Origin of the sequence: Mycobacterium sp. URHD0025 (genome assembly GCF_000426065.1) — a bacterium.
GTDB lineage: Bacteria > Actinomycetota > Actinomycetes > Mycobacteriales > Mycobacteriaceae > Mycobacterium.
The window spans coordinates 104,254-124,133 of sequence record NZ_KE384491.1 but is presented as its reverse complement, the minus strand read 5'-3'; the positions used below and the strand labels follow the sequence as shown (position 1 = coordinate 124,133).

The window sequence follows — 19,880 nt, the reverse complement described above, 5'->3', positions numbered from 1 at the left end:
GTCAGTAGTGGTACGTGTCGGACGGGGCCGGCACGTGGTCCGGATCGTCGCTGTACTCGGGCTCGTGGATGCCGTACGTCCGCGCCAGATCGAGGATCTTGTTGGCCCGGGCGATACGGGGCAGGTCTGAGCCGTTGCGGATCTCCCCGCCGTCGCGCTGAAATTCCGCGAAAAACTCTTTGGCCCAGCTGATCTCATCCTGCGACGGGGCCAGCCCCTCGTTGACCGTCGGGCATTGATCGGGTGTCAGGCAGATCTTGCCGGTCATGCCGAACTCGGCCGAGACCGCCGTTGCCTCCGACAGGCGCAGTGCGCTGGACCCCACTGTGGGCCCGTCGATGGCGCCGGGCAGCCCGGCGGCCTTGGCGGCGATGGTGAACCGTGACCGCGCGTATGCCAGCGTTGCCGGGTTGTCGCCGAATCCGGTGTCGCGCCGGAAGTCGCCGATGCCGAACGCGAGCCGGAATGCGCCCTTGGCCGAGGCGATCTCGGTGATCCGCTCGAGGCCACGTGCGGTCTCGACCAATGCGACGATCGGCACGCCGGGCAGCCGCCGGGCGGTCTCGGTGACGTGATCCACCGATTCGACCATGGCCAGCATGACGCCGCCCACCGCGGTGCCGGCCAGCATCTCCAGATCATCGGCCCACCACGGGGTGCCGAAGCCGTTGATCCGGACCCAGTCGCTGTTGCCGTCGGCCAGCCACCGGGTCACCTTCTCGCGCGCGGACACCTTGTCTTTGGGAGCAACCGCATCCTCGATGTCGAGGACGACGATGTCGGCGCGGGAGCGGGCCGCGGGGGCGAACCGCTCGAACTGTGCGCCGTTTACCAGCAACCAGCTCCGGGCCAGTACCGGGTCGATCCGGAATCCGGGTTCGGTGGGATGGGACTCGTCGGAGAAGGGCTGGTCATACACGCCGACAATCGTCGCTTACCGCCTATGCCGGGGCCAAAGCGGCCCCGAACACCCGCTCCGTGTTCTCCCAATGCCGCTTTGCGGCCGCCTCGTCGTACACCGCCGCGTGATCGGGTACCGCGAAGCCGTGCGCCGCCGGGTAGAACTCGATGGTGTGGTCGACGGCGGCGCCGGACAGCGCATCCTCCAACCTCTTGGCGTCGTCCTCGGTGAAGGAGGCATCGTTCTCGGCGGCGGCCACGTACACCGTCGCCTGGATCTTGTCGGCCAGAAGGTGAGGACTGTCGGGATCGTCCTCCACGGCCAGCCTGCCGCCGTGGAACGAGAGAGCGGCAGCAACCCGCTCCGGCACTCGCGTTGCGACGATGAGAGACGCCCGCCCGCCCATGCAGTAGCCGGTGGTGCCGAATTTCTCACCGGTGACATCCGTCCGGGCGGCGAGGTAGTCGAAGAACGCCTCGGCGTCGGAGGCGATGATCTCAGGGGTGAGTGTGCCCATCAGCTCGAAGAGCTGCCTGCGCTGCTCCTGGTCGGTGAACACGGTGTTGAGGTCGAACGGTCCCCAGCCCGGCGTGCGGTAGTAGACGTCGGGTACCAGTACGACGTAACCGAATCCGGCCAGCTTGGCCGCCATCTGTTCCATGGTGGGGCGCAGGCCGCCGGCGTCGGGGAACAGCACGACACCGGGCCATGGGCCGTCACCCTCCGGCGTGGCGACGGTGACGGGGCAGGTGCCATCAGATGTGGTGATTGTGTCTGTGGTGGTCGGCATGGCTACCGTTTTACTCCCTGGGCCGGCACGTAAGCTGAGTGCGTGCAGATCCAGACGCCCTACGAGGACCTGTTGCGGAAGGTATCCGAGCACGGGGTGCAGAAGTCGGACCGCACCGGCACCGGCACCCGCAGTCTGTTCGGCCACCAGATGCGCTACGACCTGGCCGCCGGCTTTCCGCTCATCACCACCAAGAAGGTGCACACCAAATCGGTGATCTACGAGCTGCTGTGGTTCTTGCGCGGTGATTCGAACGTGCGGTGGCTGCAGGATCACGGCGTGACCATCTGGGATGAATGGGCTAGTGAGACAGGCGATCTCGGCCCGGTGTACGGCGTGCAGTGGCGGTCGTGGCCCACACCGTCCGGTGAGCACGTCGACCAGATCTCGGGTGCCCTCGACCTGCTCAAGCGTGACCCCGACTCGCGGCGCAACATCGTCTCGGCGTGGAACGTCGGTGAGATCCCTCAGATGGCGCTGCCGCCCTGCCACGCCTTCTTCCAGTTCTATGTGGCCGACGGCAAGCTGTCCTGCCAGCTGTATCAGCGCAGCGCGGACCTCTTTCTGGGTGTCCCGTTCAACATCGCCAGCTACGCTCTGCTGACCCACATGATGGCGGCGCAGGCGGGCTTGGGTGTCGGTGAGTTCGTTTGGACCGGCGGCGATTGTCACATCTACGACAACCATGTCGACCAGGTGGCGCTGCAGCTGAGCCGTGAACCCCGGCCATATCCGGAACTTGTTCTGGCGCATCGTGATTCAATCTTCGACTACATCTATGAAGACGTCGCGATCCTGAATTACGCTCCACATCCGGCGATCAAGGCGCCCGTCGCTGTATGACCGACAAGCATGTGACAGGTGACCTCCGACGCCTGGCGCTGATCTGGGCGCAGTCGAGTAGCGGCATCATCGGCCGCGACAACGGCATCCCGTGGCGTCTGCCCGAGGACCAGGCCCGGTTCAAACAACTCACCCTCGGCCAGACCGTGGCGATGGGTCGGCTCACCTGGGAGTCGCTGCCGGCCAAGGTGCGGCCGCTGCCGGGCCGGCGCAACGTCGTCATCACCCGCAATGCCCGATACGTGGCGGATGGTGCCGAGGTGGTCACCGAACTCGGTGACGTCTTCCGGGGCTGGGTGATCGGTGGTGCGCAGATCTATGTGCAGGCCCTCCCGTTCGCGGACCGCTGTGAGGTCACCGAGATCGACCTGGACCTGCCACCCGCCGAGGGCGACGCGATGGCACCGGTGCTCGACGATTCCTGGAGCAAGACCACGGGTGAGTGGCTGACCAGCAGCTCGGGACTGCGGTACCGATTCTGCAGCTACGTGCGAGCGCGGTAGCCGGCCAGCCTGCGTACTTCGCTGTCCGGGTCTGCAGCGGCAAGCTCGTCGATCCGCTTCTCCAGCGCCGCGACGTCGTCGCTGTCGAGATCGCTCGGGCCCATGGGCCCGATCAGATCACCGATGACGATCACCGCGTGGCGACGGATCACCGGCTCGGGATGCTCGAGGCCGGACCGGACACCCGGGAGATCGCCGGCGTCGAGCGTGCAGAATCCGCGCCCCGGTTTCAGGTCCTCGGCCAGGAGCGCCGCGACGGCCGGATCTGCGAGCCCGGCGGCCAGCAGCGTGTAATCCAGCGGCGGATGCCCGCGTCCGTGATCGCGAAACGAAAGGTACGGCGCGGCGACCGCGGCCGATCTGCTGTCGGCCGGTAGGTCACGGCGTGCCAGCACCTCCAGCCCGGCGCCGAGGCGGCCCAGGGCCGTCGCCACCCAATCGTGGGCGTTGCCGCGCAGCGGTAGTGCAGCCCACAATGCGCCCAACACCTCGGGCGTCGCGATGTTGAGGTCGGCGAGGAGTTTGGCGCCGGTCCAGGCGTTCTCGGAGTGCCCGAGCGCCGCGATTCCGACCGGTACCGCGGCCGCACCGGTATCGAGCAGAAGCTCGATCGCCCGTTCTCTGCCGAGTGCGTTGTCCGGTCCGGCGGCCAGACCCGCCGCTACGGCGAGGGCTGCCACACGCTGCTCGACCGGCATGGCCAGGAGCTGTCGTTCGGCTTCCGCCACGGCGACGTAGTAGGGGAAGTGACGGCGCAGCTCCTCCTCGGTCACCGACCGAACCAGAAGATCCGCGTCCTCGTCGTCGAGGTAGACCACAACGTCGGCAGGCAGCGTGCCATCAGCGACGAGCGCGGTGCGCGTGCGCGCGGCGATGTCCAGCATCGACTGTGCGAACCGGTCCCATTCTTGCTCCCACTCCGCGCGGGGCAGACCCGTGACCGCCTTGCCGAGCCGCTCACCCCACCGCGCATCGGTGTCGCCCCACTCGTAGTCCTGGTACGGCCAATCGGGTGGGCTGAACCGGCAGTCCGGGTCCTCGACTGATTCCTCGGTGGCCAGCGCGAGATTGGGCAGGTAGATCACGCCGGTGGTCTCGGCGTAGAACTCGCTGAACGCCACGGCGTACGGCGTTTGCGAACCGGCCGTCTCGACCATCGCGCGGACGGCATCCGCTGCGGCCACGGTCAACTCTGCCTCGAACGCATCCCACTCGAACGCCACGCGGACCAGTATCGCCGACGCGCCTCTTGCTCCAATCCGCTTCGCTCCTTGTCGGTGCCGTAGGGGACGATGGCCATCGTGGCCACCCTCACCAGCGCACAGGCCCGCCGCATTGCCGTCGCCGCTCAGGGGTTTCACGAACCCAAGCCCCGCGGCGCGGTGACCCGTGCGCATCTGCGCAGGCTCATCTCCCGGATCCAGGTGCTGCAGTTGGATTCGGTGTCGGTGGCCGTGCGCGCGCACTACGCTCCGGTGTTCAGTCGGCTGGGGCCGTATGACCGGGAGACGCTGGACCGGGCCGCATGGTCGCACAGCGCGCGCTCACCCCGGCTGTTGGTGGAGTACTGGGCGCACGAGGCCGCGCTGATGGCGGTCGAGGACTGGCCGCTGCTGCGGTGGCGGATGCGTGAGTACACGCACGGCCGGTGGGGTACCGAGATCGTCCGGAAGAACCCCAAGCTCGCCGAGGACATCGTCGCGGCCGTTGCCGAGCTCGGCCCGTCGACCGCCGGCCAGATCGAGGCGCACCTGGAAGCCGAGCCGCGCGGCCGCAAGGGGCCGTGGTGGGACCGCAGCGAGACGAAATGGGTGGCCGAGGCGCTGTGGTCCGCAGGGGTTTTGACGACGGCGACCCGGGTCGGGTTCGCCCGGCATTACGACCTCACCGAACGGGTGCTACCACCGGAGGTTCTGGCCCGGCAGGTCGGTGACGAGGAGGCGATCCGCGAGCTGGCATTGCGGGCGGCCACCGCGCTGGGGGTGGGCACCGAGGCCGATATCCGCGACTATTTCCGGTTGGCGGCCAGGCAGATCAAGCCGGCGATCGCGAAGCTGGTGGCCGACGGTGAGCTGGAGCCCGTCGACATAGAAGGCGTTCCGGCCTACCTGCGGGCGGGGCAGACCGTGCCGCGTAATGACCGCGGGACGGCGCTGCTGTGCCCGTTCGATCCGTTGATCTTCTTCCGGCCCCGGGTCGAGCGGTTGTTCGACTTCCACTACCGGATCGAGATCTACACACCAGCGGCAAAACGCCAATTCGGTTACTACGTATGGCCGTTCATGCTGGACGGGGAGCTGGTCGCACGCGTCGACCTCAAACGCACCGATGCCGCGCTACAGGTTCCCGGTGCGTTCATGGAGGACGGCCAGGGCCCCGCGCGGGTGGCGGAGGCCCTGGCCGTCGAGCTGAGGACGATGGCGTCGTGGCTGGGGGTGGGCGAGGTCGAGGTGGGGGGCCGTGGCGACCTCGCCGAGCCGTTACGTCGCCGTGTCCTCAGCTAGCTCGGGAACCCCACGCCCACGGATCATGTTGGTGGCGAAGATGATTCCGCCGATGATCAGCCACACGAGGCCACCGATCTTGGCCAGCGCGTCGGCGTTGATCAACACATAGCCGATGATCAGGAAGCCCACGATCGGCACCACGAGATGCAGCAGATAGTTCTTCGACTTCTTGCGCACCGTGTAGTACCAGATCACCGAGGCATGCAACAGGCAGAAGCCGAACAGCGCGCCGAAATTCACCAACGATGAGATCAGGCCGATCTGACCGACGAAGAACAGCACCAGCACCAGGCTCAGGGCGCTGACCACCAGGATGGCCGCGATCGGCACCTTGCGGGAGCTGATCGTGGACAGAAACGCGGGCAGCTGGCGGTCGCGGCTCATCGAGAACAGCAGGCGGCTGGTGGCGGCTTGGGCGGCCATGGCGTTGGCGAAGCCGACCGCGAGCACGTTGACGACGAAGAACGCGTTCATCCACCCGGTGCTCGACGCGGCCTGCACCAGTAGGAAGAACGCGTTACCCACCTCGTCGTCGCTGAACGATTCGCGGCCTCCGGCCAGCAGACTGGCCAGCCAGGTCTGGGTGATGAACAGGAAGGCGACCACGAACAGGGCGACGATCATCGCGCGGCCGGCCGGATTCTTCTTGCCGGTCGATTCCTCGGCAAGCGTGGAGATACCGTCGAAGCCGAGGAAGCTCAGCACGGCGATCGACAGAGCGGCCGCAATGAGTGGCGCGGTCACCACCTCGGAGTTCCAGATCGGCAGCGCACTCCACCCGACGTCGGGCAGTGACTGCCCGTTGATGGCGCGCACCGCGATGATGACGAACAGCACGACGAAAACCAGCTCGACGGCGAGGAATACGCGGTTGACGAGCTTGAGCGAACCCACGCCGAGCAGGTTGATGATCGTGTTCACCACCACGAAGACGATCGCCCACACCCAGCGCGGAGTACCGGGAAAGAGCCCGACCATGGATTCGGCGGCGAAGACGTACAGCAGGGTGGGGATCAGCAGGTAATCGAGCAGGATGGCCCAGCCGGCGAAGAACCCCAAACCGGGGTGGATGCCGCGGCCCACGTAGGCGTAAACCGATCCGGCGAGCGGGAACGACTTGGCCATCTGCGAGTAGGCCAGGGCGGTGAACACCATGGCGATCAGGCCGATCAGATAGACCAGCGGCACCATGCCCGATGCGCTGTTGTAGACCGTGCCGAAGATGGTCCAGGGTGCGATCGGCACCATGAAGACCAGGCCGTAGACGATGAGGTCGGCCGTCGAGACCGACCGGCTGAGTTCCTGTTTGTAGCCGAATGATTCGAGATCGCGTTGCCCTTCACCGGTGGTGAGATGGGCGGCGGCCGCTTCGGTTGCCATGGCGTTCCTGTCGAGTCGAGAGGGAGAGGGGTCAGACCCGGGCGGCAGCGGCCAGATCGTGCTGATTGAGGAACTCGGCGATCACCGAGCGGAACTCCTCGGGCTTCTCCAGGTGAGTGCAGTGGCTGGTGTCGGGAAACACGTGACTGCGGGCGTCGGGAATGAGGTCGACATAGGGCTGCCAGGTTGCCGGGGTCGCCTCGTCGAACTCTCCGGCGATGACGAGCGTCGGGGCGTTGACCGACGGCAGCCGGTCGATGATGCTCCAGCCGCGCAGAGTTCCGATCACGTGAAACTCGTTGGGGCCGTTCATGGTGTGGTACACCGTCGGCTCGGCCTCCATCTGGGCCACGGTGTCGGCGAAGTCCTTCGGCATCGGCTCGACCCGGCAGACATGGCGACGGTAGAACTCCTCGGTGGCGGCCAGGTAGGCGGGATCGGTGACGGTGCCATCGGCCTCATGGCGGTCCAGTGCGGCCCGGGCTTCCGACGGAAGTTGAGCGCGCAGTTCAGCGGCGCCTTCGACCCACAGTTGCATCGAGGCGGGGGAGTTGCAGATCGACAGGGAGGCCAGTCCTGCCGGTGCACGGACGGCGATCTCGGCGCCGAGCATGCCGCCCCACGATTGGCCGAGCACGTGATAGCGGTCGACCCCGAGGGCCTCTCGGACGGTGTGGAACTCGTCGACGAACAGCTGTGGCGTCCAGAAGTCGGCGGGGGCGTCGGGCAGGTGTGTGCTGTTGCCGCAGCCCAGTTGGTCGTAGTGGATGACGGTGCGGCCGGTCTCGTCGGCGAGGGCGGCGATATTGGCGACGTAGTTGTGGGCCATGCCGGGCCCGCCATGCAGGACGAAGAGGGGAAGGGTGTCGGGCCTGGCGGTTTCGGGGGTGGTGACCTGGACCCAGGTCTCGTGACCGCGGAAGGGCACCGTGCGGGTGGTACGAGGCATGGCGGTCAGCATGAACCAATAATGGTCTTGTGACAAGACCATTAATCAGGATTTAATGTGAGACGTCGATATTGTGTGCCCATGGGGAATCCCGAGCCGCAGCCGACAGAGCCCGCGGGCGCCACGCCTGGGCTGCTGGAGCGTGAACTCGAGCCCTCGTCACGGGTGGACGAAATCACCGATCGTCTCGTCACCGCAGTCGCGATCGGCGAATACCTGCCCGGGTCCCGTCTGCCCTCCGAGCGTGAACTCGCAGCGTCGCTGCGGGTCGGGCGGATGACCGTGCGCGCGGCCCTGGCCAGGTTGGTCGACCTGGGCCTGGTGGAAACCAGACGCAGCGGCCGCAGCGGTGGAACCTACGTGCTGCAGCAATGGCCGGAATCGTCGACCGCGGCCGTCGGGCGCACCCTGACCATGCGAATCGACGAACTGCGGGACCGCTGCGATGCCATCTGCCGGATCCACGGCGCGGTATGCCGGGCGGCGGCCGAAGCCCGCACTGATCACGACGTCGCGGTGCTGCGCGAACGGCTTGAGGCATACCGACAGGCCGAGAGCGGACTGGCGGCTCAGCAGGCCGACAGCGCGCTGCACCTGGCGATCATGGACGCCTCCCGCAACACCGTGCTCAAAGGCCTGCTGCTCGAGCTGGAAGCCTCGGTGAGCATCGCCGCGCCGGCGCATCTGTGGGGTGAGCCGGCGACGATGCGACAGATGGAACTGCGGGCACTGCGCGAGCATGAACAGTTGATCGACGCGATCGCCCAGCGGCGCGGAGACGACGCCGAAGCGCTGGCGCGGGCCCACCTGGCGATCGACTTCGAACACATCTCGGCCGCGATGCGCCGCGTCGGTGCACTCGCCGACTGACGGCCGGCCGGATCGTAGCCTGTACGCTCCAACGCCCCGGTGGGCACACCGAGGCGCTGGAGACCATTGTTGAGCTGAGATCAGCTGTGGTGCAGCTCGATTCATTCCTCCGCTGGCGCCAGAAACCGCTCCCGGTACTCGCGGAATCGTTCCGCCAGGGCGGCGGGATCGAGCTGAAGGTTCGCCGCGTCATAGATGACGCCTCCGTAGCGTCCTCGCGGGTGTTCCGTGAGGAAGCTGGTCATCGCCGCGCGTACGTCCTCGCCGAACGGCTGATCGGCGAGTCGGTAGAGGTCGGCCAGGGTGCCTCGCTCGTCGGCCATGAAGTCCTCGAACCGGATGTCGATGGACTGCCCGGCGGGCAGCGCACCGCGATCGCGGACGCAACCGGCGAGCAGATCGTCGATGCGGTTCAGCCAGTGCCCGGTCACCTTGACCACATCGGGCCGCGTCACCGCCATCCGCATGGCGTAGCAGATCATGGTCATCATCGACAACGTCACGTCTACCGGATCACGATGTGTGACAACGAATATCGCATCCGGGAAGGTGGCGGCGAGGGTCGGGAACTGTTCCAGATGCTGGGGCGATTTCAGTACCCACCGGGTGCCGCCGCGCAACCACTGCATCGCCTGCAGGCTGCGTTTGAGATAGCCGTAGGACGCTGACTGATCGTGCGCCTTGTAGTGAGCGGCGAAACTCGGTACGTAGTAAGTGGTTTCGAAGAGCATGCCGGAAATGTCGTTGGCCAGGAGCTGGATCTCCTCGTGGGCATGCTCAACGGTCATGTCATGCATGCGCCGGAACTCCGGCATCGAGGTATTCACCATTTCCAGCCCGGCTCCGCACCGCTCCCGCCGCGGTTCTGGCGTGTCCTCACCCGGGGCGGGCACCGGCTCGAGGCTCTCCCAGTAGGGCAGGTAGCGCAGTGCCGGGTCCGCGGCGAGCAGATTGTGCAGATGCGTGGTGCCGGTACGGGGGAGACCACAGATGACGATCGGCCGCTCGATCGTGACGTCCTCGATCTCGGGATGCTCGGCGATCAGCGCCTCCAATCGCAGCCGGTTGACCAGGTTGCCCACCAGTTGCTCGAACGCGATCGCCAGTCCGGTATCGGACAGACCCGCCTCGTCCCGGAGCGCGGTACAGAGTACGTCGAGACGTTCCCGGAAGGCGGGGTCGCCGAAATCGTCCAGCCCGGTGCGTTCGACTGCGGCCGTCAGCAGCGCCTCAGGGTTGAGGTCCAGGGTGGTGCCGTACGCGGCGAGTCCATCGCGAATCGGTTGGGCCGCCGGCGGATACACCGGGTTGGTGAGATCGTCGAACCTGATCGGTGCCGGACGTTGGGTGCTTGTGGTCACAGGGCCGCTACCTCGGCCACGTCGACCACCCGGCACTTCGGATGTTCCGGTGTCTCGTCGGGCAGGAACCAGCGCAGCCAGATGAGGCCCTTGGACCGGCCGGCCGTCGAGACCCAGTTCGGGTGGCCGGGATCCTTGTCGCTGATGACGATGCGCCACGACCCGTCCGGTTCGTAGCTGACGTGGGCGCCGTTGATCGTCACGCGTTCGTGGGTGTAGTCGTAGGTATGGAGGAACGGGTTCCACAGGCACAGGTTCCAGAACACGCAGTCCGGTGAGGTGCCTTCGATGACCAGGGCCTGATCCGGTGCGAGATCGTAAGCGCCCATCGCATAGGCGGCGTCGGCAGCCGACCAGCCGTAGGCGTTCTGCGGGACCGGGAACGGCGGGTGCAGCTGATTGGCCGGTTCCACCTTGGTCGGCAGGAACGAAACCTGTTCGTGCAGCCATCTTCTGGCGTACTCGAAGCGTCGGGCCAGCTCGGCGGCACTGTCAGAGCGTCGGGCCGGCGGGTCGAGCGTCTCGATCCGCCACTCCGGCCGGCGCCCCGTGGTGGGATCGTTCAGATAATCACGGGTCAAGGAGAATTCGGCGTCAGGGTCGAGCTTCAGCCATGCGCCGGTCTGAGGGTCGGGGCTCATCACGAACTCGAAGTTCCCGTCCTCGTCGAAATCCAGGTCGCGGTTGTTGATCGTGCCGACAATGCGATCGCTGTAGCGGCCTTCACCCGGTCCGCCGTAGACCGTCATCGACAGGTACACCGCATCGCCGCGGTTGCCGATGACCCGGTAGGTGCGGGAGGGGTCCAGCGGTGCCAGCTTGTAGAAGGCGTCCGCGTTGTCACCGCCCCATTTGAGGTAGGGGCTGATGACGTCGACCAGGATCGGCTTGTCCCGGTCGCCCCACACGTACGCGTCGACGGTGACGCGCAGCAGACTGAACGCCAGCCGGTAGCCGTCGAGCAGGTCGGGTTCGCTGAGCGCGGGGTCGGCATCGAGCAGCTTCTGCTCGATGCCGCGCACCTCGTCGAGCAGCCCGTTGAATGCCGCGGACAACTCGGTCGTGTCGGTCATGGGTGGTCCTTCCTTTGGGGGTGGGTACGTCCGGCTCCTTCGATCAGCAAGGAGCACAGTCGATCTGCGGTGTCATCGACGTCGACACCCGGTTCCATATGGGCGGTGTAGAACGCGGTGCCGATCAACGACTGGTAGGCCATGTCGACGTCGACTTCGGGATGGACCCTGCGCTGCTCGATGCCGGACTGGACCAGCGACTTGAACGCGTCCTTGGTCCGCTCATCGAGCAGTTGTTGGGTCCTGATGTGCAGCTCCGGATCGCGACGGCGTTCGGTGAGGATGCCCAGCGCGGCGGCCTCGACCACGGGATCAAGCCAGAAGGTGAGCACCGCACGGGCGAAGGCGCGTAAGTCGTGGTCGAAATCGCCTGTGAGCGACAGTAGTTCGCCCCCGGGCGGCTGGCCGAATGCGGCGTCGAACACCAGGTGCGCCTTCGAGGGCCACCGCCGGTAGATGGTGGGCCGGCTGACGCCGGCCTCGCGGGCGATGGCCTCGATGGACAGTTGGTCATAGCCGTCTCGGGCAAGCAGGTGCCGGGTGGCGCTCATGATGTCGTGCTGGGTTCGGGGGTCACGGGGCCGTCCGGGGCCTGTGATCGGGGACACACGATTACGTTACGATACGTCACGTAATTAGGCAATAGGCGAGTTTGGTGCTCGCCGCTTCGACACCTGGGTCGTGGTCGTCGTCGATCGACGGCCGTGGGGTCGAAAACGACGTGGCAGGGGAAGTTGTGCGGTCAGGTGCCTCGGTCGATCAGGTCGAACACCATCACAGCGTGTGAAAAGCGTTGTGGGGTAACGCCGATCGGGCCGTACGGATGGTCCAGCATGAAAACCAGGTACAGCAACAAGGCAAGCAGGACGGTCACCGAGCTCACCAAGACCATGTGAGCGCGGTTGTTCTCGAGCCGCATGAAGCTCGCGAGGCTGATCAGTACCACGCTGCCGAAGACCAGGCTGAACCACAACAGCGTGGGTATCCGGGGGCTCGAGTTGAGGATCCGCGCGCTGCGGTCCGAGGTCAGCACAGCCAACTGGCTGAGGAACTGACTGTTGATGGCGCTCGCGGTACCGTCCGATTTCGACGTGCCGACGATGCGATACATCTCGGTGAGTGCGCTGCGGCCATTGTTACTGATGGTGCCGAACTCTTCCCGGCCCCATTCGGGGCCCTGCACTGCGGCCGCGTACCTGCGAAGTTGTTCGCGCACCTGCGTCTGCTGCGGCTGGGGCATCGCCACGGTCTGGCGGTACAGAGTTACCAAGGTCGAGGCCTCGTTGGACACGTTGGTCTCGGCCGAGAGGTATTGCTGCCATCCGACGACGACGGTGAACCCGAGGAGCGCACCGTAGACGAGGCCGACGACAGTGAGAAACGGTGACAATACCGAATTGTGTTCTGGACGCGTGTCACGCGCGATGACGCGGCTGGCCAACAGCACGGTCCCGACGGCCAACAACACTGCGCCGACCACCACCACGACGAGCATGACCCACGCACCGACCGTCCCGAAGTCGCCCATAGCTGATCAGGATGGCAGCAAACTTCTCGCCACTGAGGCGGATCGCTCGGATTTCGCCGTGTGGTTTGGCGATCAGATCATCGCGAGCGCCGCGAGATAGATATCGGTCGATGCGAATGCTGTGGTGGGCTTGACGCGTTTGTGGGCGATACCGCCTCTGCGCCGCTCGGAAAAGACGATGCGGCCGTCGGGGCTGAAGCCGATCTCCAACTCGGTCGCCACACCTGTTGAGCTGAGCACCGGATGCTCCCACACCATCGTGCGGTACTCCGCCTGTGGGCCGCTGTCGAAGATCAAGTCCCAGTCTTTCTCGTTGGCGCGTTCGCGGACCAGATCCAACATTTCGTATTGCACGGCCGCTCCTTTCATGATCGGACTGTGTGACTGCAATCTTCGGTCGACCCGACTTCGGTGTCTGTCCACCGATCGGCCTGCTGGGAGTACCAACTCCGGATCGGCCGATCAGGGGACGTGACGCGCGACGAGATGGTCGTGTCGCTCGGGGCCGTGCAGTCCCGGGCTCGTCAGGAAATCTGAGCGCGCTCGTACTCGGCCGCGCTGGACACGGCGATCGCGACCGCACCGCCCACCGCCGCGATGAAGGCGATGACCACCAGCCAGCCGTAGCCGGGGCGTGAAACGTCACCCAGCAGAACCACACCCACGATCCCTGGGATGACGGTTTCGCCGACCACCAACGCCGCCGCGACCCCGTTCACCGACCCGACCTGCAAGGCCACGGTGAACAGATAGAACCCGCCCAGACCAGCGACCAGAATGGCCCACAACGCCGGGTCCGCGATCAGCACACCCACGTCGAGGGGCTCGAGACCGTCGACGACGCGAACAGCGACGGCCATAGCCCCGTAGAGCACCCCGGCGATGAGGCCGGCCGGCACGGCGGCATTCCTGCCGAGCAGCCGGACCAGCGCGGCACCCAGGCCCAGGATGATCGCGGACACCACGAGGACGCCCCAATGCATCACCGCACCCGGGTCCCGGTCGCCGAGGCGGCCGGCGGTAGCGCCCAGGATGCACAGCGCCACAAGTACTATGGCGATCGCTGTCCAGTCACGCCGATGCAGCCGGGCGTGGAGCACGAAGATGCTCAACACCGCGGTCACCACCAGATTGGCGCTGATGATGGTCTGTGACAGGAACAGCGGAATCAGCCGCGCCGATACCAGGCTGCCCCCGAAACCGAGAAGGTCGAGCGCCATGCCCGCGATGAAGATCGGAGCCAGCATCGCAGTGATAGTCGACCGCAGCGTGGGGCCGTTCTCGGCGGTCTGCGGAGGAGCTCCGGAATGTCCCGCGGCAAACGACTGCAGAACCGAGGCTGTGCCGTAACCGAGGCACGCGAGGAGTGCGGCGGCCACACCGATCAGCACTGCGAACCGCGCTGGCGTATCGGTGCGAACGGGACGGCGCTGAGCATCAGGCGATTGTAGGAGCGTGACTTCTGCGGTTCGGGTAAATGGTGGCCGATTTCTGCAGCAGGGTTGTCGTCTCGGCCGAGCAACAGCCCGGAGGTAGAAACCGGTGCGTCAGCGATGCTCAGGTCAGATCGGAAGTTGCTTCAGCGTCGCTGCCATGACATCGGAGACGATTGGGGTGCTGTCGCCGTTGATCTCCACGACGGGGACAAGTCGACCGACGCGGCCCGCGTCGACACCGTCGAACTCGTCACCCACGATCGCCCCGGCAAAAGTCGTCTCCTCGTGCACCTTGCGGTAGCCGTCGTAGTTCGCGAATTTCGTCGGATCTGCCCCGGTGCTGACGAGTTCGCGTGCCTGGTAGGCGAATGTCAGCAAGATGTCGACTCCGTCGACAGTGAAGAAGCACGAAGTGAGGGACTGGTCCTTCCAGTCAAAAGCCACCTTCCGGAACTTCTGCAGCTCAGGCACCACCGCGCACGGCGAAGCGTCGGTGAGGACGGTGACGGTCGTGTTCGGGGAACTGCCCTGCCGGGGCTGATCGGGCCACTCGGAGATCACGGCACGCGCCAGCGGTTCGGCGGTTGCGCACGCGTCGCGATCCCGCTCCATCGACACTCGCATCCGCACGGCGATCTCGTTCTCGAACGCCACGTCGTAAGTGCAAGCGCTTTCGACGAGCTGGTTCCGCATGTCGGGTGCGAAGGCCGATGCAGGATCTGCTCGCCGGGCCTTGCGACCGTCGATGTCTTCGAGCGTGCCGACCGACGAGGTGAGGAAATCGTTCGGGCTGAAGGCGATCGACCAACTGACGTCGATGCCACGTGGGGTGCCGTCGTCGACAAGCGCCTCGCACGACGTCGAATTCGACGATGTGCCGACCGCTTTGACGGTGCCGAGCGACGCCAGCCGGTCGGGGCCGATCAACGCACACGGGTCGATGCCACGAGCCCACGCGATGGCTTTCTCGCGGGACAGCGCCGCCGGCACTGACGTGGTGGTCGACGGTGCTGTGGTTGGACCCGTCGCAGTCGAGCAACCCGCGGCCAGCAATGTCACTGCGGACAGCGCCGCCCACCCCCGGTTCACATGGGCAAGCCTAGGTCGGCGTCGAGTAGGCCGATTGCGGCAATTCTGTCCGCCGCGAGTCTGAAGCGCGGATGCCTGGAAGGCCGACAGTAAGGTGAGTCCGTGGCCGAGATCGCGCCGCTGCGCGTGCAGCTGATCGCCAAGACCGAGTTCCAGGCACCGCCTGATGTGCCGTGGAGCACCGATGCCGACGGGGGACCTGCGCTCACCGAGTTCGCCGGCCGGGCCTGCTACCAGAGCTGGTCGAAGCCCAACCCCAAGACGGCGACCAATGCGGGCTACATCCGCCACATCATCGACGTCGGACACTTCTCAGTGCTCGAACACGCCTCGGTGTCCTTCTACATCAGCGGCATCTCCCGATCGGCGACCCATGAGCTGATCCGGCACCGGCACTTCTCCTACTCACAGCTGTCGCAGCGCTACGTACCCGAGAACGACGCCGAGGTGGTGGTTCCGCCGGGGTTCGAAGACGACCCGGAGCTGGTGGAGATCTTCACCGCCGCTGCCGACGCCAGCCGCGCCACCTACATCGAGTTGCTGGCTCGTCTGGAGGCCAAGTTCGCCGACCAGCCCAATGCGGTTCTGCGGCGTAAGCAGGCCCGACAGGCTGCCCGCGCGGTGCTGCCCAATGCCACCGAGACGCGAATCGTGGTCACGGGCAACTACCGCGCCTGGCGCCATTTCATCGCGATGCGGGCCAGCGAACACGCCGATGTGGAGATCCGCAGGCTGGCGATCGCCTGCCTTCGTGAGCTCGTCGAGGCGGCTCCGGCGGTGTTCTCTGATTTCGAGATTTCGACGCTGGCGGATGGTAGTGAGGTGGCTACGTCGCCTTTGGCCACGGAGGCTTGACGGAGTGGCCGGTCAACACCGCGACGGAGGCTTGAGACCACCGGGTAATCTTGGCGCGTGAGTACGAGCGGAATCGATGTAACAGCGCAGTTGGGCACGGTGTTGACCGCAATGGCAACTCCGTTCAAGCCCGACGGCTCGCTTGACCTCGACGCTGCCGCTCGCTTGGCGAATCGCCTGGTCGACGCCGGATGTGACGGCTTGGTGCTCTCGGGCACCACCGGTGAGTCGCCGACCACCACGGACGACGAGAAGCTCGCGCTGCTGCGCACGGTGCTGGAGGCCGTGGGAGACCGGGCCCGCATCGTCGCCGGCGCGGGCAGCTACGACACCGCCCACAGCGTGCACCTGGCCAAGGCCTGTGCCGCCGCGGGTGCCCACGCTCTGCTCGTGGTGACGCCGTACTACTCGCGTCCCGCACAGGCCGGTCTGGTCGCGCACTTCACCGCCGTCGCCGACGCCACGGATCTGCCCAACCTGCTCTATGACATTCCGGGCCGGTCGTCGATTCCGATCGCCTGGGAGACCATCCGCACCTTGGCCGCTCACCCGAACATCGTGGGCGTCAAGGACGCCAAGGGCGATCTGCACGGTGGCGGTCAGATCATCGCCGAGACCGGTCTGGCGTATTACTCCGGCGACGACGCCCTGAACCTACCCTGGTTGGCCATGGGCGCCGTCGGCTTCGTCAGTGTGTGGGGTCATCTGGCCGCCGGCCAGTTGCGAGACATGTTGACCGCGTTCAATTCCGGCGACATCGCCACGGCCCGCAAGATCAACGTCTCGCTGGGCCCGCTGGCTGCCGCCCAGATACGTCTCGGTGGGGTGACGATGTCCAAAGAAGGCCTGAGGTTGCAGGGATTCGACGCCGGTCAACCACGGTTGCCGCAGATTCCGGCATCCGCGGACGAGATCGAGGCGCTGGCCGTCGATATGCGTGCGGCTGCGGTGTTGCGATAGTGAGCACCGAACTCGCGCCCCCCAAGCCACTGGCCCCCGGCGGTCTGCGAGTCACCGCGCTGGGCGGAATCAGCGAAATCGGCCGCAACATGACGGTCTTCGAGCACCTCGGCAGGTTGCTCATCGTGGACTGCGGGGTGCTCTTCCCCGGACATGACGAACCCGGGGTCGATCTGATCCTGCCGGACCTGCGCCACGTCGAGCACCGGCTCGACGATGTCGAAGCGCTCGTCGTCACCCACGCCCATGAAGACCACATCGGCGCGATTCCGTTCCTGCTCAAGCTGCGCCCCGACATCCCGGTGGTCGGCTCGAAGTTCACCATCGCACTGATTCGGGAGAAGTGCCGGGAGCACCGCATCAAGCCGGTGTTCGTCGAGGTCGCCGAACGGCAGAGCAGCCAGCACGGCGTCTTCGAATGCGAGTACTTCGCAGTCAACCACTCGATCCCGGGCTGCCTGGCCGTGGCGATTCACACCGGTGCCGGCACCGTGCTGCACACCGGCGACATCAAGCTCGACCAGCAGCCGCTCGACGGACGCCCGACCGACCTGCCGGGTATGTCGCGGCTCGGTGACGCCGGCGTCGACCTGTTCCTGTGTGACTCGACCAATTCCGAACACCCCGGCGTCAGTCCGTCGGAGACCGAGGTCGGCCCGACGCTGCACCGGCTGATCCGTGGGGCCGAGGGCCGGGTGATCGTCGCCTGTTTCGCGTCGAATGTCGATCGCGTACAACAGATCGTGGACGCCGCGGTGGCGCTGGGCCGGCGGGTGTCGTTCGTCGGACGCTCGATGGTGCGCAACATGGGCATCGCCCGCGAGTTGGGCTACCTGCGGGTGGCCGATTCCGACATCCTCGACATCGGCGCGGCCGAGATGATGCCGGCCGAGAAGGTCGTGCTGATCACCACCGGCACGCAGGGCGAGCCGATGGCAGCGCTGTCGCGGATGTCGCGCGGCGAACATCGCAGCATCACGCTGACCGCTGGCGATCTGATCATCCTGTCCTCCTCACTGATCCCGGGCAATGAGGAGGCGGTCTACGGTGTCATCGACGCGCTGGCCAAGATCGGTGCCCGTGTGGTCACCAATGCTCAAGCGCGCGTACACGTTTCCGGCCACGCCTACGCGGGGGAGCTGCTGTTCCTCTACAACGGGGTGCGCCCGCGCAACGTGATGCCGGTGCACGGCACCTGGCGTCACATGCGCGCCAACGCGGCACTGGCCGCGAGCACCGGGGTGCCGCCGGAGAACATCGTGCTTGCCGAGAACGGCGTGAGTGTCGACCTGGTGGCAGGTAAGGCTTCGATCGCCGGTGCGGTGACCGTCGGCAAGATGTTCGTGGACGGGTTGATCACGGGCGATGTCGGTGATGCCACCCTCGGCGAACGCCTGATCCTGACTTCGGGATTCGTGGCGGTGACGGTGGTGGTGCACCGTGAGACCGGAAAGCCCGCCGCGCCGGCCCACCTGTATTCCCGCGGATTCTCCGAAGATCCCAAGGCGCTGGAACCGGTGGCCCGCAACGTTGAGCGGGAGCTGGAAAGCCTTGCCGCGGATAACATCACGGATCCGGCCCGGATCGCCCAAGCGGTCCGGCGCACCGTCGGCAAGTGGGTGGGCGAGACCTACCGGCGCCAGCCGATGATCGTTCCGACCGTCATCGAGATCTAGCCGGATTGGTGCACTGGCCGACTCGGCGGTGCCGAGTCTGGAGTCAGCCGGCAAGTAGCAGGACCCCGCCGGTCAGCAGGGCCACGACTTTGATGAGCTCGAACGCGACGTAGACGTAGTGCGCCTGCGACCGCCCCTCTGCTTCCTGTCCCGGAGCGGTGGCCAGCACGGCGTTCGAGCGCTGAGTCAGCTTGGGCCGCACGGCGATCAGTTGTACGGCCAGTGCCACGACGGCAATCGCGAAGGCGGCGATCGTTGCCCCCGACGGGCGGTGCAGGGCGAGAGCCACGATGATGACGACGGCGAACGCGGTTTCCACGGTGTTGAGCGCACGAAAAACCCTGCGCCCGATGCCGAGTCCTATCTGCAACGTCACACCCGGCGCGCGGAACTTCAGTGGCGCTTCGATGAACGATATCGCCAGCACCATGCCCAGCCAGCAGAAGGCGACGGCGATCGCGACAGCCAGACCGACATTCATCATGAATCTCCCCTCGGGCCCAAGCGGGCCACGCACAGGTCCGGTTCGACGAACGCGTCGAGCCGCTCGACTGCGACGGGTGCCTGCCAGCTTTCCAACGCTCCCTGCATCAACCCCAGGTGGATGGGACACACGACGGAGGCACGGGTCTGGGCGAGTTCGAGAAACGGGCAGTGGCGCAAACGGAGTTGGTCGTCGTCGGGTGGCTCCGGCGCGAAGCCGATCTCATCGAGCGTCTGCACGAGGGCGTCAACAGGGGAGTCGGCAGCCGGGCGCGGCAGCGTGCGTCCCCAGGCGCGCCCCATCTCCCGTGCCCTGGCGGCGGGATCGTCGTCGGCGGCCAATCCACTGGCGAGGATCTCTGCCAGCATCCGGTACTGGGCCGGCCCGGTCGGGTCCATCCGGCGCACCGCCCGGTACCGCTGCGGAGGACGCCCGGGGCCGCGGTGGTGAGGTTGGACACGCTCCACCTGACCGCCGGCCTCGAGGTGTTCGAGGTGAAACCGCACGGTGTTGGCGTGGACCGCGAGTTCGGCGGCGATCTGCGCGATGGTCATCGGCGTCGCCGAGGCCTTCAACGTGCCGAGCACGTCAACTCGGCGCTTCCCGATCGCGGCGATCATGGCTAGAGTTTATACAACTCCAAGTTGTAGAAACTAGGGGCGGCGCCAACTCGGA

Annotated in this window: 21 protein-coding genes; 7 read left to right on the top strand and 14 right to left on the bottom strand. The window is 66.2% G+C overall.

All coding sequences use genetic code 11. The features are described 5' to 3' along the window. Position 1: 1 nt before the first annotated feature. Together H977_RS0129000 and H977_RS0128995 are read right to left on the bottom strand one after the other, a co-directional pair. Complete coding sequence (locus H977_RS0129000; protein ID WP_029111134.1) at positions 2-919, bottom strand: HpcH/HpaI aldolase/citrate lyase family protein; 918 nt, start codon at positions 917-919, stop codon at positions 2-4. 22 nt (positions 920-941) lie between these two features. Next, positions 942-1,691, bottom strand: a complete 750-nt coding sequence (locus tag H977_RS0128995) for a dienelactone hydrolase family protein (RefSeq protein WP_029111133.1) — start codon at positions 1,689-1,691, stop codon at positions 942-944. A 42-nt stretch (positions 1,692-1,733) separates the two neighbouring features. Here H977_RS0128995 and H977_RS0128990 point away from each other — a divergent pair, with 42 nt between their 5' ends. Together H977_RS0128990 and H977_RS0128985 are read left to right on the top strand one after the other, a co-directional pair. Then, complete coding sequence (locus H977_RS0128990; protein WP_029111132.1) at positions 1,734-2,534, top strand: thymidylate synthase; 801 nt, start codon at positions 1,734-1,736, stop codon at positions 2,532-2,534. Then, entirely contained in the window at positions 2,531-3,037 is a 507-nt protein-coding gene (locus H977_RS0128985) for a dihydrofolate reductase (protein WP_051289197.1), read from the top strand. Before H977_RS0128990 ends, H977_RS0128985 begins: the two co-directional genes overlap by 4 nt. Here H977_RS0128985 and H977_RS0128980 read toward each other — a convergent pair. Beyond that, positions 3,019-4,260 carry a DUF4303 domain-containing protein gene (locus H977_RS0128980; RefSeq protein ID WP_029111130.1) on the bottom strand — a complete coding sequence of 414 codons (1,242 nt, stop codon included), beginning with the start codon at positions 4,258-4,260 and terminating at the stop codon, positions 3,019-3,021. The genes H977_RS0128985 and H977_RS0128980 overlap by 19 nt on opposite strands. A 78-nt stretch (positions 4,261-4,338) precedes the next feature. Between H977_RS0128980 and H977_RS0128975 the strand changes: the two genes are divergently transcribed. Then, the gene (locus tag H977_RS0128975; protein ID WP_029111129.1) at positions 4,339-5,541 is read left to right on the top strand and encodes a winged helix-turn-helix domain-containing protein; all 1,203 of its coding nucleotides are present in this window, start codon (positions 4,339-4,341) and stop codon (positions 5,539-5,541) included. On the opposite strand, the gene H977_RS0128970 is transcribed toward H977_RS0128975, so the two are convergent. Further along, a complete protein-coding gene (locus H977_RS0128970; RefSeq protein ID WP_029111128.1) occupies positions 5,518-6,924 on the bottom strand; it encodes an APC family permease in 1,407 nt (468 codons plus the stop codon). The genes H977_RS0128975 and H977_RS0128970 overlap by 24 nt on opposite strands. Positions 6,925-6,955: 31 nt before the next feature. Then, entirely contained in the window at positions 6,956-7,885 is a 930-nt protein-coding gene (locus H977_RS0128965) for a proline iminopeptidase-family hydrolase (RefSeq protein ID WP_029111127.1), read from the bottom strand. A 69-nt stretch (positions 7,886-7,954) separates the two neighbouring features. On the opposite strand from H977_RS0128965, the gene H977_RS0128960 reads away from it, so the two are divergent. Continuing rightward, positions 7,955-8,743 (top strand): FadR/GntR family transcriptional regulator, encoded by a 789-nt coding sequence (locus H977_RS0128960; protein WP_029111126.1) that lies wholly within the window; start codon positions 7,955-7,957, stop codon positions 8,741-8,743. Between the two features lie 101 nt (positions 8,744-8,844). On the opposite strand, the gene H977_RS0128955 is transcribed toward H977_RS0128960, so the two are convergent. From H977_RS0128955 to H977_RS0128925, 7 genes are all read right to left on the bottom strand, one after another. Next, positions 8,845-10,104: a sulfotransferase family protein gene (locus H977_RS0128955; protein ID WP_029111125.1), complete on the bottom strand. Its 1,260-nt coding sequence runs from the start codon at positions 10,102-10,104 to the stop codon at positions 8,845-8,847. Next, on the bottom strand, positions 10,101-11,177 hold the full coding sequence (locus H977_RS0128950; protein WP_029111124.1) for a DUF1214 domain-containing protein: 1,077 nt from the start codon (positions 11,175-11,177) through the stop codon (positions 10,101-10,103). The genes H977_RS0128955 and H977_RS0128950 overlap by 4 nt, the downstream gene beginning before the upstream one ends. Further along, complete coding sequence (locus H977_RS34180; protein WP_036477653.1) at positions 11,174-11,785, bottom strand: TetR/AcrR family transcriptional regulator; 612 nt, start codon at positions 11,783-11,785, stop codon at positions 11,174-11,176. Before H977_RS34180 ends, H977_RS0128950 begins: the two co-directional genes overlap by 4 nt. 134 nt (positions 11,786-11,919) lie before the next feature. After that, positions 11,920-12,705, bottom strand: a complete 786-nt coding sequence (locus H977_RS0128940) for a bestrophin-like domain (RefSeq protein ID WP_029111123.1) — start codon at positions 12,703-12,705, stop codon at positions 11,920-11,922. Positions 12,706-12,777: 72 nt separating this feature from the next. After that, positions 12,778-13,059 (bottom strand): hypothetical protein, encoded by a 282-nt coding sequence (locus H977_RS0128935; protein ID WP_029111122.1) that lies wholly within the window; start codon positions 13,057-13,059, stop codon positions 12,778-12,780. Between the two features lie 170 nt (positions 13,060-13,229). Beyond that, positions 13,230-14,096 (bottom strand): DMT family transporter, encoded by an 867-nt coding sequence (locus tag H977_RS0128930; protein ID WP_029111121.1) that lies wholly within the window; start codon positions 14,094-14,096, stop codon positions 13,230-13,232. A gap of 171 nt (positions 14,097-14,267) precedes the next feature. Further along, positions 14,268-15,230: a DUF3558 family protein gene (locus H977_RS0128925; protein WP_196808352.1), complete on the bottom strand. Its 963-nt coding sequence runs from the start codon at positions 15,228-15,230 to the stop codon at positions 14,268-14,270. Between the two features lie 102 nt (positions 15,231-15,332). Here H977_RS0128925 and thyX point away from each other — a divergent pair, with 102 nt between their 5' ends. The 3 genes from thyX to H977_RS0128910 are packed head-to-tail and all read left to right on the top strand — an operon-like array spanning position 15,333 to position 18,721. Further along, positions 15,333-16,085 (top strand): FAD-dependent thymidylate synthase, encoded by a 753-nt coding sequence (thyX, locus tag H977_RS0128920; RefSeq protein ID WP_029111119.1) that lies wholly within the window; start codon positions 15,333-15,335, stop codon positions 16,083-16,085. A gap of 57 nt (positions 16,086-16,142) precedes the next feature. Then, entirely contained in the window at positions 16,143-17,045 is a 903-nt protein-coding gene (dapA, locus tag H977_RS0128915) for a 4-hydroxy-tetrahydrodipicolinate synthase (protein ID WP_029111118.1), read from the top strand. Next, positions 17,045-18,721, top strand: coding sequence for a ribonuclease J (locus H977_RS0128910; RefSeq protein ID WP_029111117.1), 1,677 nt, complete (start codon positions 17,045-17,047; stop codon positions 18,719-18,721). Before dapA ends, H977_RS0128910 begins: the two co-directional genes overlap by 1 nt. 43 nt (positions 18,722-18,764) lie before the next feature. On the opposite strand, the gene H977_RS0128905 is transcribed toward H977_RS0128910, so the two are convergent. Beyond that, on the bottom strand, positions 18,765-19,202 hold the full coding sequence (locus H977_RS0128905) for a hypothetical protein (RefSeq protein WP_029111116.1): 438 nt from the start codon (positions 19,200-19,202) through the stop codon (positions 18,765-18,767). Next, complete coding sequence (locus tag H977_RS0128900; protein ID WP_036477650.1) at positions 19,202-19,825, bottom strand: helix-turn-helix transcriptional regulator; 624 nt, start codon at positions 19,823-19,825, stop codon at positions 19,202-19,204. The genes H977_RS0128905 and H977_RS0128900 overlap by 1 nt, the downstream gene beginning before the upstream one ends. Positions 19,826-19,880 lie beyond the last annotated feature (55 nt).

What these genes read in the sequence shown, in the direction of transcription:
- H977_RS0128995 (WP_029111133.1), bottom strand. Translation starts at nt 1,691, where the DNA reads ATGCCGACCACCACAGACACAATCACCACATCTGATGGCACCTGCCCC.
- H977_RS0128985 (WP_051289197.1), top strand. Translation starts at nt 2,531, where the DNA reads ATGACCGACAAGCATGTGACAGGTGACCTCCGACGCCTGGCGCTGATC.
- H977_RS0128970 (WP_029111128.1), bottom strand. Translation starts at nt 6,924, where the DNA reads ATGGCAACCGAAGCGGCCGCCGCCCATCTCACCACCGGTGAAGGGCAA.
- H977_RS0128965 (WP_029111127.1), bottom strand. Translation starts at nt 7,885, where the DNA reads ATGCTGACCGCCATGCCTCGTACCACCCGCACGGTGCCCTTCCGCGGT.
- H977_RS0128960 (WP_029111126.1), top strand. Translation starts at nt 7,955, where the DNA reads ATGGGGAATCCCGAGCCGCAGCCGACAGAGCCCGCGGGCGCCACGCCT.
- H977_RS0128950 (WP_029111124.1), bottom strand. Translation starts at nt 11,177, where the DNA reads ATGACCGACACGACCGAGTTGTCCGCGGCATTCAACGGGCTGCTCGAC.
- H977_RS0128940 (WP_029111123.1), bottom strand. Translation starts at nt 12,705, where the DNA reads ATGGGCGACTTCGGGACGGTCGGTGCGTGGGTCATGCTCGTCGTGGTG.
- H977_RS0128905 (WP_029111116.1), bottom strand. Translation starts at nt 19,202, where the DNA reads ATGAATGTCGGTCTGGCTGTCGCGATCGCCGTCGCCTTCTGCTGGCTG.
- H977_RS0128900 (WP_036477650.1), bottom strand. Translation starts at nt 19,825, where the DNA reads ATGATCGCCGCGATCGGGAAGCGCCGAGTTGACGTGCTCGGCACGTTG.